General features: G+C 22.6%; 10 protein-coding genes. 4 read left to right on the plus strand and 6 right to left on the minus strand.

Going from position 1 to position 11,532, the window contains the following annotated elements:
• The 3 genes from KGF42_RS20590 to KGF42_RS17560 all read left to right on the plus strand — a co-directional run.
• Nucleotides 1–79, plus strand: a 79-nt coding sequence (locus tag KGF42_RS20590; RefSeq protein WP_227826685.1) for an IS3 family transposase, incomplete at its 5' end; no start/stop codon positions are given.
• Nucleotides 80–746: 667 nt separating this feature from the next.
• A complete protein-coding gene (locus KGF42_RS17555) occupies nt 747–974 on the plus strand; it encodes a hypothetical protein (RefSeq protein WP_227826787.1) in 228 nt (75 codons plus the stop codon).
• A gap of 18 nt (nt 975–992) precedes the next feature.
• Entirely contained in the window at nt 993–1,340 is a 348-nt protein-coding gene (locus KGF42_RS17560; RefSeq protein WP_227826788.1) for a hypothetical protein, read from the plus strand.
• A 401-nt stretch (nt 1,341–1,741) separates the two neighbouring features.
• Here KGF42_RS17560 and KGF42_RS17565 read toward each other — a convergent pair whose 3' ends face one another.
• The 6 genes from KGF42_RS17565 to KGF42_RS17590 form a co-directional block, all read right to left on the minus strand.
• On the minus strand, nt 1,742–2,473 hold the full coding sequence (locus KGF42_RS17565) for a flavodoxin family protein (protein WP_227826789.1): 732 nt from the start codon (nt 2,471–2,473) through the stop codon (nt 1,742–1,744).
• Between the two features lie 192 nt (nt 2,474–2,665).
• Nucleotides 2,666–2,824, minus strand: a complete 159-nt coding sequence (locus KGF42_RS17570) for a hypothetical protein (RefSeq protein WP_159066570.1) — start codon at nt 2,822–2,824, stop codon at nt 2,666–2,668.
• Between the two features lie 106 nt (nt 2,825–2,930).
• Nucleotides 2,931–4,337 carry an ABC transporter ATP-binding protein gene (locus KGF42_RS17575; protein WP_207655630.1) on the minus strand — a complete coding sequence of 469 codons (1,407 nt, stop codon included), beginning with the start codon at nt 4,335–4,337 and terminating at the stop codon, nt 2,931–2,933.
• A 379-nt stretch (nt 4,338–4,716) separates the two neighbouring features.
• A complete protein-coding gene (locus KGF42_RS17580; protein ID WP_227826790.1) occupies nt 4,717–6,033 on the minus strand; it encodes a lanthionine synthetase LanC family protein in 1,317 nt (438 codons plus the stop codon).
• A gap of 53 nt (nt 6,034–6,086) precedes the next feature.
• On the minus strand, nt 6,087–9,185 hold the full coding sequence (locus KGF42_RS17585; RefSeq protein WP_227826791.1) for a lantibiotic dehydratase: 3,099 nt from the start codon (nt 9,183–9,185) through the stop codon (nt 6,087–6,089).
• 160 nt (nt 9,186–9,345) lie between these two features.
• Entirely contained in the window at nt 9,346–9,549 is a 204-nt protein-coding gene (locus KGF42_RS17590; RefSeq protein ID WP_074183630.1) for a hypothetical protein, read from the minus strand.
• Between the two features lie 323 nt (nt 9,550–9,872).
• Here KGF42_RS17590 and KGF42_RS17595 point away from each other — a divergent pair, with 323 nt between their 5' ends.
• Nucleotides 9,873–10,853, plus strand: a complete 981-nt coding sequence (locus tag KGF42_RS17595; protein WP_227826792.1) for a CPBP family intramembrane glutamic endopeptidase — start codon at nt 9,873–9,875, stop codon at nt 10,851–10,853.
• Nucleotides 10,854–11,532 lie beyond the last annotated feature (679 nt).

Below are 11,532 nucleotides of genomic sequence, written 5' to 3' on the forward strand. Positions count from 1 at the left end.
TTATAATAATAAAAGAAAACAATGGGGATTAAAAAAGATGACTCCTGTACATTACAAGAATCATCTTATGGTTTCATAATCACTCCGTGGTTTTTTAACTGTCCGATATAAAGGTCTCAGTTCATTTCGCACAGAGTGGCTTTTTACTTTTTTGTTTAACTTACTAATTAAGTAAATTATTACACTAGCTGCTAAACTTGCTAAAACACTAAGTAAAAACTCGTTCATACTTCCACCTCCTTCCTTTTAGGAAGTTGGTTTTTATCTTTAGTATGAACTCCACTCTTAAAATATAGTTTTAATCTTCTTGCTTATATAATTATATCATAAAGTTTTGGAAATTAATAACTATAGTTCTTATAATATAAATCTATTTATTTAAATTTCAAGCCCTATAAATGCAATAAGTAATGTAATTATACTTTCACAATCTAAAAAACTCTACAAGCCAATCTAAGAACTTTTATGAATATAATGTATTTATTTAAAATCAAAATCATTAAACTCTCAGAATAAGTTAAGTAATGTAAATATTTTTAGTCGTTTTTTTATCGCAACAGCTTATCATATTTTTTTATTTTGTCAAAACCAGTATAAATTTTTTTAGCCTAAGAGCATTGGCCAAAAAAAATTTATACTTAGCAAAGCTTTTTGACAAAATAATGCAAATATGAAATCTTCAGCTCAACAAAAAAAACAACTCGACGTTTTAATTTTTATAATTAATTTTTTATGGAGGTAAGTTGATGATAAAATTTTTAATTGGTAAAACTTATGAAACAAGTAGCATTTGTGATAGAGATTGTAAGTTCAGAATTAAAATTATAAGTAGAACAGAAAAAACACTTGTATATGAGGATGAAGATGGAAATAGGGCTAGAACTAAAATTCATAAGTTAGAAGATATAAACACTGAATTTATAAGACTAGGTAATTACAGCTTTGCTATTACATTTAAAGCAGATAGTAACTAGTGGGGGGGAGGGTATGGTATGTATAACTCAAATACAAATAATAAAAATAAAATCAGTTTTAGAAAATGGTTCAAATTTTATCTTATTGGATGTTCATGTATTTGCATGATTATAAGTTTATTTATGTTAATATATTTTGATTCAAATGGAGTTGAAACAATGGAAACTAATTCAGCATATAATTTTATAGAAAGTAAAATTCCAACTAATGCAAAATATCAAGGATATAAAAAAAATCATATTAATGCTAAAACAGTAATTTATTATAGTTATAAAGATGCAATACATACAGTAGAACTATATCATCCAGAAAATAATATTAAAGAAGTGAATTGGAATGAAGTTACAGATATTAAATTTGATTAATATAAAATAAAAATATATATGATAAAAACCTAGAAAAATATTTCTAGGTTTTTATTGTATTCTCGATAAAATTCCACCGTTTTATTTAGCTTTTGATACCTTTATAATTATTCGCCTTTGTAAATATACATTTCGCAACACAAGCACCTTAAAACCATCTTTAAATGTTTTATTTAAGATGAAGAGATTATTTCAGATTAAAAGTCAAAATTCTAAGTAATATAAGTACTCTTAGTCTGTTTTTTTATCGCAACAGCTTATCATATTTTTTATTTTGTCAAAACCAGTATAAATTTTTTAGCCTAAGAGCATTAGCCAAAAAAATTTGTACTTAGCAAAGCTTTTTGACAAATTAATTTAAATATTAAATCTTCAGTTCAATAAAAAAACAACTCTACTTTTTAATTTTTATTATATTCATTATCTAGGAAATCTTGAAAAGTATTATAGTCAATTAATCTTGATTCCTTCCAATATTCTAGTTCCCCATTTTCAATATTATTATCTTTACATTTAGACATAATCTCCTTCAATGACTTAAAAATATATTCTAGATTACTATTGGATTTTTGGGGATTACTTATTGACTTGATTATTTCCTCTGATAGCAATTCAGTTGTATTTCTCATCCAATCTTCATTATAAAGTTCTTCTGGATAGTCTACAGAACAGTTATATTTAGCTACCAAATTTGAACCATAATGGTTCATTATCTTACTCATATAGTCAAGTGATGTTGTATGACCACTTGTACTTGTTGTGGTACAAACCATACTACCTTTACCATGTAATCTCATAGTATGCATCCATGATGATGATCTATCAAAAAATATTTTTAGATCTCCAGATACATTATGTGCATATACAGGGCTCCCAAATATAACAAAATCAGAATTTATTATCTTTTGTCTTAACTTTCCCATATCATCATATTTATCATAAGGACATTCTGCTGTTTCAAAACATGTATCACAACCATTGCATGGTTGTATGTTTAACTGATTTGAAGTTATTATCTCATACTCTATAGAATTAAATTTTTGTTTTGTTACCTCTAAAATTTGACTAATAAATTTATATGTATTTGATTTTGTACCTTTTCTACTGCCTATATATGCAACTATCTTCTTCATATGCTACCTTCCTTTTAATCAAAATATTTTATTACAACCATACAATAAAATACGAAATATATATTCAAATAAACAATATAAAACAAATGCCTTGACTATTAAATTTTAAATACTTATTAGTCTAAATCTTACTTTGCGAATTTTGGTCTATATAATTTGATAAATTGAATAAGCCTATAAAGTTAGGCTTATTCAATTATTTTTTATATACTTATATATATCAGGTATATAAAACATTATATATAATAAAGCGAATATAGTTGTTAGTATAGGTCCAAATTCTAAAATCAAACTAATTCCTATATCTATAAATAACCCTATTACAAATTTTACGACTTTATTAATATTCATTAAAATCACCACCACTATATATATTTATTTTGCCATAAGAAATCATTCTATTTAGTTTTATTCTATTAATTACTTTATACTAATTTTTTATATCATACTAATATCATTATAGACTACATGCATCTAGATTGTTAAAAAACATTTCTTTATACAAATCACAATTTAATATTAAATATTCATGATCTCCTTGTTCCATGACTTCTCCATTGTTAAGTAATACAATATTTGATGATTTTTTTATTAAGTTGTTAAATCTATGTGCTATTATAATACCTATTTTATTCTTAAATATTTCCATATACATATCTTCTATTTCTCTTTCAGTAATAACATCTAATGATGCATTAGGTTCATCTAATATATACATATCTGCATTCTTTGCAAAAGCTCTTGCTGTGGCGATTTTTTGCCATTGACCCATAGATATTTGTCTTCCATTATCAAACCAAAAACCAATTTGAGAATCAATTTTATCTGAGTTTTTATTTAATATTTTATCTATTGAAAACTTCTCTGATATGTATTTTATGTATTCATCATCATCAATTTTATCTATATTTCCATAAGCTATATTATCATAATACGATGCTTCATATTTTGAAAAATCTTGAAAAAGGGTTCCAATAAGATTCATATATCTCTCTTTATCTATTTTTTTTAAATTTATCCCATTTATAAATATTTCACCTTCATAATTAGGATAAAACCCCATAAGAATCTTTATAAGTGTCGTTTTTCCTGATCCATTTGTACCTAATATTGTATACATTTTATTTGATTCAAACGTTAAATTTATATTATTTAATACATAGTTACTACTATTTTCATATTTAAAGGATAAATTTTTTATTTCTATAGTTTTTATTGAATCAATTTTTATTGAGCCATTTTTATCATTAGTATTATAATTAAAAAAATCATATAATAAATCAATATACAAACTTTCTTTCTTTATTTTGGCTACAATATCTAACATACTTTGTAAACTATCTTTAACTTTATTTAAAGAGTTTATATAAGTCATTACATTCCCAATAAGAATAGTTTTAATATATCCACAATATATTATATATATGAATATCGCTCCATCTACAATCTGTTCAGCTATTGAGACTATAGTCAAAGATACATAATATTTTTTAATAAGAGTAATATCTTGCAAAATAAACTTATTATACAATGTCTTATATTTATTTATAAAGAAATTCCCTACATTGTTTAGTTTAATTTCTTTAAAAAAATCCTCTCTTGTTAAAATATAGCTTAAATACCATGCCTTTCTAGATTCATTGGTTCTATTTTTTATAATAATATATTCTTTTAAGTTATAATTTTTAGTTATAAAATATTTAGCAATTGGTATTATAACTATTGGAATAACTAAAGCTAAGTTAAATGAAAAAAGAATAAAAGAATAAGATACAAGATTTATTGATACTCTCAATAGAGTGATAAAATTATCAATAAAGTTAACTGTATTGTTAATTCCATCTTCTTCAGATCTCTGAATCATATCATAAACTTTACTATCTTCAAAATCGCACAAATTTAGTGAATTACATTTTTCTAACAAACATGCCTTTAATTTTAAATGAAAATTTTTAATAAACTTACTTTGATATACATCAAAAATATTTTTTTGAAAAATCAATACTGTATCAATAGTAATATAAAAAATAATATTTCGTATTATAATATTAAATGTACTCAGTCCTAATTGTATATTGTTAATAATCTCTTGCATAACCAACATGCTAACAATAGGAATAATTGTTGCTATTAAAGTAGATATTAGAGATAAAAAAATATATTTTTTATCTACTTTAAATACAAATTTTAGTGTTAATTTTAAAGCTTTTATAATATCATCTCCTCATTTAAGTCTTAATCTGCTAGCTAAAAAATAACAATTTATTAAAATCATAATCATTATTAAATATAAGAGATAATGCTAAAACTATGCCTGTTGTTCCCTCTAAAAAATCATACGAATTAATCTCATAATTTTTAAATTCATGTTCTAAGTCAATATCTGAACATATTTTAAATCCATACTCGCTATATTCATCAAAACATTTTAAAATATTTCCAATTGAGTAATCTAAATTTGTTAACATAATTTTATCTTTGCTTTTTTTATACGCAAATATTTGCATAGCTAACATACTAGCATAACCATGACAAATATTTGGTGTAAAGAAACAGTATTCCTTAAAATATTGTTTAGCAATTTGTTTACAGTTATTATAATACTTTAAATATTGTTTTTCATCTATTGATGCATCTGCTAAAACTAGAGATAAACTTAAAGATCCATAGCACCACTTGTTAAAGTCTAGACTATAATCACGGTCTTTTAAAGTTCTACAATTATATTCTTCTAAGCCAATCATTGGAGGCCACGTTATAGTATTGTCTTTTTCTATTTCAAAATCATTGTATATATCAAAAAATGTTGAAATAGCATCATCTATACCCTCTACATTATATTTTTTACTTTTAGCAATTGTAAGGACTTTAAGTGGAGCAGCTATACCATGAGATAGTCCTAAGTTTATATTTCCAAATAAAAATTGTCCTCTTTCACTTTCTGTAGAATTTACATTGGAAATGAATATTTTTGGTACAGTGTATTCATTATAATTGATTTCTTCTGAAAGAGTTACTAAATACGCAATCATAAATTCTATCTTGTAACTTTCATCTTTTGTCCATTCAAATTCAAGTAAATAATTTAATATACCTGACATACCATATATGGCATCATAATCAAATGTATTAGTATTGTTCTCGTAATAGTCTATAAGTTGCTTAGATTTATTGTAGCCTTCATTTAGCAATAATTTATTTATATCGTTAAGAAAATTAGATAATAATCCTGTACTTCTATTAAAGGAATAAATTGAATACGCGGAATATCCAAGTCCTTGAAAAAAAAGAGGATAAAAATTTTTAAAAATATTACTTTCTATTTTATCCTTTAATATTTTTACTAACTCATATCCAATATAAATATACTTTTCTTTTTGTGAATCTGGTATTATAGGTAATAAATTAGAAATGCCAATTAAAAAATCTTCACAGTCATTCATCTCTATCAAATTATTTTCAAATTTATCATATATTTTTTCTAAGTACCAAAATATAATCTCAGTTATTTTTTCATTATATTTTGTACATTCTATTATTTCTATTTCCTCTAATAACATCTTTTACCTTTCTAATATATTAAAATTTTTTTATATAAACAAATTAATTTGAACTATTTATAATATTTTTTTCTATTATAAACATCTCTCATTGAATATCTAATAAAATGAGTTATTTTTTCTTCTTCCCCTGGGTTTCCTTTAAACCTATTACAAAACATATGAATTATTGAGAAAATTATACTGTCTATATTAGTAACATTAATATTTCTATCAAGCTTATTTTTAACTTCTTTTAAGAGACTATTTCTTTTTTCTAATAATGGATATAAATACTTAACTTTCTCTATGCTAAAAACATCATTATAAAAAATTATTTCTGAGAAATGTATATATCTTTGTTTATTACTTTTATACTCATCTCTCCACTTACCTTTACGTGTATATTTATTTAAAGCTTCCATGACTTCTTCTTCAGAAGAATATATTGTTTTTAATATTGATAATATACCTAAAAAATAATAAAATTCAACATCACTTGATTCAGATAAGTTTACTTTTTTTAATAGACTCATAACAAATTTACTATCAATTGAAAAAAAACGTTCAACATAATCAATCAATTCATTACCACCATATCTAGATATTTCAGGTAAATATGTATCAATTGAGGCTGTATATATCATACCTTGATCTCTTAATTTGTAAAAAAAGTTATTGATATATATAAGGTTATTCATTAAATCCTTACTATTTTCAAATCTAAATCTAACCCTTAAATTTTTTCCTCCTTCATCATAATATCTTATAAAAAACTTTATAGATGCTTCTTCCAAAGAGCTAAATAAATCCTCTACCTGTCTAATAACTTCATTTTCCCTTCCATTAATTCCATATAATTTGTAATATAGCCAGTTGTTCTCAAATGGTAAAATAAATGAGCTACTATCAGTAATAATATTTTCCTTGTAAGTTTCATCTATTTCTATTTCTTTGACATTATTAACATCTGCTTTAAAAAAAGAAAGTGAGTATTCAGATATATATTTATTGCTATATTGATCTTTAAGTATAAATTCGTCATTAGAAATAAACTCAAATTCTTCTAGTTTTATATATGAAAATTTCTTAATATATTTATATATATGTTCATAAAAATCTTTATTACTCAAATCAATTAATATCCTATTATCTGAATTTGCCAAATATACATATCTATCGATTTTAAATATATTTTTGATATTATCAAATTCTTGTATAAATAAAGAGTAATCTTTTATATTACTAAACATTTCTTCATATATACACCACTGCTTAGGGGTTATGATAACATTTTCAAACTTTATTCTTGGAGTAAATATGTACTTATTATTAAATAAATCGTATAATCTGTTTATAGGATTAGATTGATTTCTTTTGCTGATATTATAAAGTAAATTAGCTAATTTGCTGTGACCATATTTGTTAAGCATATCATTTTTAATAAATATAATTTTTTTACCTAATTTTAAGTTAATAATATCTATTGTATTATTTTTATTTATTCTTATATATAAATCTCTAATATATATATATGTATCGCTATTATTTTCACAAAGTGAAAATGATAAATTTGTATTATTTATTCTGATATTATTTCTAACATTTATTGACCTTGAATCTGGTAATAACTCTCTAATTTCAGCATAGATACAATCATTGTTATATTCATAATCATAATCTTGTCTTTTAAGTGTATCTAATACATTTAAGTATCCATTCTCAGATTTCAAAATTTCATAAAATCTATTATAAATTGAAGTTGATCTATCCGATCCGGGATTACTTGTAACAAAGCATTGATAATTTTCACTTTCAGATATTTTTTTAATCATTATGTTTAAATCAAAAGATTTAATCAGATCTATAGTTCTAGTGTCTTCTTTAGACTCAATAATTTTTTTAAAATTATCTTCCGTTAGCTCAACTTCATCTTTACATTCTTCGATAGCTTGTAAAATTTTAAAGTCTATAATATTTTTTATTTTTTCATCATTTTCATCATTATAATTTTTTTGTTGATCTATAGTATTCAATATATTAAGTTTGTTAGTATCAATAATATCTGTCAATGGAATTAGAGTGTCATAGCCATAGACTTCAGATACTTTTTCACAAAACATATTTTCATACACATTATTCTTGAAAGACAATTTGCTAATCTTACTTATAAAATTTTCTAAATCTTTTTTTATATGAATATCTAAATTTCTATTGTTTAAACTAATGCCTTTATTGATGTAGATGTAATTGTCTGCTTCAAATACAGAGCTCATTTTATCAACAAGTTCACAATATATAGAACTTGCTTTTTCAGAATTAATATTACTATCAATTGTTAAATTATTTTGTAATTTATCAATTAAAATTAAAATTTCTTCATATATTTTAATTTCTTTTTCTAAATTAAGAGATTTTAATGTTGATATCAAACATTCTAAACTATTTGAACAATACGATGGCTGTTTCAAATTAGTAATTAAAAATTCATTATCTAAAAGATTTTTTATAGTGCTTACTATAATTGTTTTATCCACCTCTGGATATGATTTCTCAATAACATTTAATGTTTCATTAAATGTTTTATAGTTCTCATTAAATTCTTTTATAAGTTCTATTAAATATGTATTTCTTATACTATATTCATTAAATCTATTTTCACTTTCAGCTCCATGTAAAGAAATTTGTGTATTCTTTAATCTATCACCAGAAATGTAAGTATTTTTATTAAACTTTAATGATAGTCTATCAAGTACATTCTCCTTATTCTCTAGTAGATGCACTATATTACAAATCCATTTATTATCAACTTTTATCTCTATTAAGTATTTATTATCTATAGATAGATTAGTACCTTCATTAAAACTTCCTACTCCTACACCAGCATATATTCCAAACGGAGTTGCCCTTATAGAAGCTCTTATTAAGTAATTTTTTAGTCCAAATGCAAAGGTATCATTATACTTAACTTTTTCACATTCTATATCTAAAAGCATATTATACATACTTTTACTAGATACCATCAACATATTTTTTACTAAATTATATATATTTTTATCCTTCATGTATGTTATAAGGTTTCCTTTATATTCTAATAAATCAAAGCATACATTTATTGGCAAACTTGGTGCTCTTACAATAAAATAATCAGATGATTTATATATAGTGATCACTCCTTTTGACTTATATTTTAATTTTATATACAAATAATTAAACTGTTTAATATACTTCCTATATGTGTAATACTTTTTTATAGTATAGTGTATTTATAAACCATTACAAAAACATATAACATACTGTTTAATTTATTTTATATATGTTCTATTACTTAATTTATTCCATATATGTTCTATTGCAAGGACTAATCTTAGTGTATGATGGATGGCATCCTTTACCTTCTGTTGTTTTATCACAAAGCTTTATACTTAATTTTATAGTATTAGTTACAATTTTAGAAGAAACATCTTTAGCATTATCATTCTTTTCATTACTCACAACCTTATTTAAATCTAAGTTAAAATCATCATATTTTGGCATTATATCTATTTCCCCCTTATTTTTTAGTATGTTATATGTTTCTTGTAGTGATTTACAAATAATCCTGTATTAATTTACATAAATTTCCTTTCACTATATAAAAAAATTCTACATTTTTATATAGAATCCTTCTTATTATTTATTTTTTTTCTAAATTTTTTTTTAATCATATAATATAGAATCATTACAAACTTTTTCTTAGTTCTTTATAATATATAAAAATATTTTTGTTAGTTTTCAATATTTGATATATATATTTATTTCTATATAAAATCTGTTATTATATATATATAATTTAAAAATTTAAAATAAGGGGAATTAATATGTCAAATAATATTAAAATAATAAAAAAAGAAATAAACTATTTCTTATTAATAAATTTTTTACTGATTGCTTTTACATCAATATTTTTATTTTTGTCAATATCAAAACCAAATAATAGTGAACTTATATCAAGCTTCTCTGTATTATTTATGTATATTCCTGCATTTTCAGCAATTGTTGTCCTAAAAAAAGTTTCTAATTACAAGTTTGATTCAACAGTGGATAAATTTTTAAAGTTTTTTGCTATAACTACAATTGTGAGAATAGTAATATCTATAGCTGAAACATTTTTAATGCATAGTAGTATTATTTCTTCAACAATAGATACATTAACATCTTTTTATCTTTTAGCGGTTGTTCTTTACAATGAATTTCAATTTGAAGTTTTAAATTTATCTTTAAGTAAAAATTTCAAAAAAGTTTTAGGCCTTCTATTAATATTCTTGATATTAATTATAGTTAGAAATATTATTGATAAAGAAGGTTTATCAATTAATGTTGTAAATAAATTTGTCACAGTATTTATAAATATAATTATAAATTTATGTTTTGGTTTTAATTTATTTTTTGGAGAAGAATTTGGATGGAGATACTTTCTTCAACCTAGACTACAAAAGATTTATGGCAAAAAATTTGGTGTATTAATTTTAGGTTTTATATGGGGAATTTGGCATTTGCCTCTTTGTGTCACTTTGTACAGTCCCGAAACCCCATTTTATTGTGTTATTTCTCAGATAGCATATTGTACCTTTATAGGAATATTTTTAGGATATACCTATATGAAGACCAAAAACCTTTGGGCACCAATATTAATCCACTTAGTAAATAACACTGTTTCTATTATACTTGAAGGAAGTATTGAGTCTATATTTACATTAGAATCACTATTATGGAGTATTCTAGTTGATGCTATATTGTTTTTACCATTCTTGTTCACTAAAGAGTACAAAACTAATAACTCTGATGAAATTTCTAACTAGTCTATAAATATCTGGCTCTCTAGAGGTAGAAATAAGCACAAATCTATCCTAGTAAGGCTATCTATTATGAAAATATTTAAATCTACTAATAAAGATACCACTTTTATCAAACATCAAATTTTATATCCTGATATAGAAAAAATAGAAGTATAATTTCATATATGGAAATTTTAAATCTTTATACAAGTTATAGTTATATCTAAATTTAAATAAGTACAAATGTATCATTGTTTCTTATGTAAACAATTACACTTTTGTCATACCTAAAAGAATTCTCTAAAATTTTAAGAGGATTCTTTTTTTATATCAAAAAAGAATCCTCCTTTTACTTTTCTTAAAATTTTTCATGAAATATTATAATAAAATTCAAAATCAATGAAAAATTGAACCATATTAATATAAAGAAAAAATTTGTATAGTTATACAAATAAGAATAGTAATAAACAAAAAATATTCTATAGGAAATAAATATATAACACTTATATATGTAAATAGGAAATAGTTAGAAGATGTTTTACATCAAATAATTATAAATAATTTATATAGTTATACAGATAAAAATAATAATATCTAAAATACATTCTATATTAAATAAATATATAAAACTTATATTTGTGAATAGAAAATAGTTAAAAGATATTTTACATCAAACAATTATAAATAATTTATATAGTTATAC

It is taken from the genome of Clostridioides sp. ZZV15-6383 (genome assembly GCF_020657735.1).
GTDB lineage: Bacteria > Bacillota > Clostridia > Peptostreptococcales > Peptostreptococcaceae > Clostridioides > Clostridioides difficile_D.

Excerpts from the sequence above, each read along its gene's own strand:
- KGF42_RS17555 (WP_227826787.1), top strand. The coding sequence starts at position 747 with ATGATAAAATTTTTAATTGGTAAAACTTATGAAACAAGTAGCATTTGT.
- KGF42_RS17560 (WP_227826788.1), top strand. The coding sequence starts at position 993 with ATGTATAACTCAAATACAAATAATAAAAATAAAATCAGTTTTAGAAAA.
- KGF42_RS17565 (WP_227826789.1), bottom strand. The coding sequence starts at position 2,473 with ATGAAGAAGATAGTTGCATATATAGGCAGTAGAAAAGGTACAAAATCA.
- KGF42_RS17570 (WP_159066570.1), bottom strand. The coding sequence starts at position 2,824 with ATGAATATTAATAAAGTCGTAAAATTTGTAATAGGGTTATTTATAGAT.
- KGF42_RS17575 (WP_207655630.1), bottom strand. The coding sequence starts at position 4,337 with ATGATTCAGAGATCTGAAGAAGATGGAATTAACAATACAGTTAACTTT.
- KGF42_RS17580 (WP_227826790.1), bottom strand. The coding sequence starts at position 6,033 with ATGTTATTAGAGGAAATAGAAATAATAGAATGTACAAAATATAATGAA.
- KGF42_RS17590 (WP_074183630.1), bottom strand. The coding sequence starts at position 9,549 with ATGCCAAAATATGATGATTTTAACTTAGATTTAAATAAGGTTGTGAGT.
- KGF42_RS17595 (WP_227826792.1), top strand. The coding sequence starts at position 9,873 with ATGTCAAATAATATTAAAATAATAAAAAAAGAAATAAACTATTTCTTA.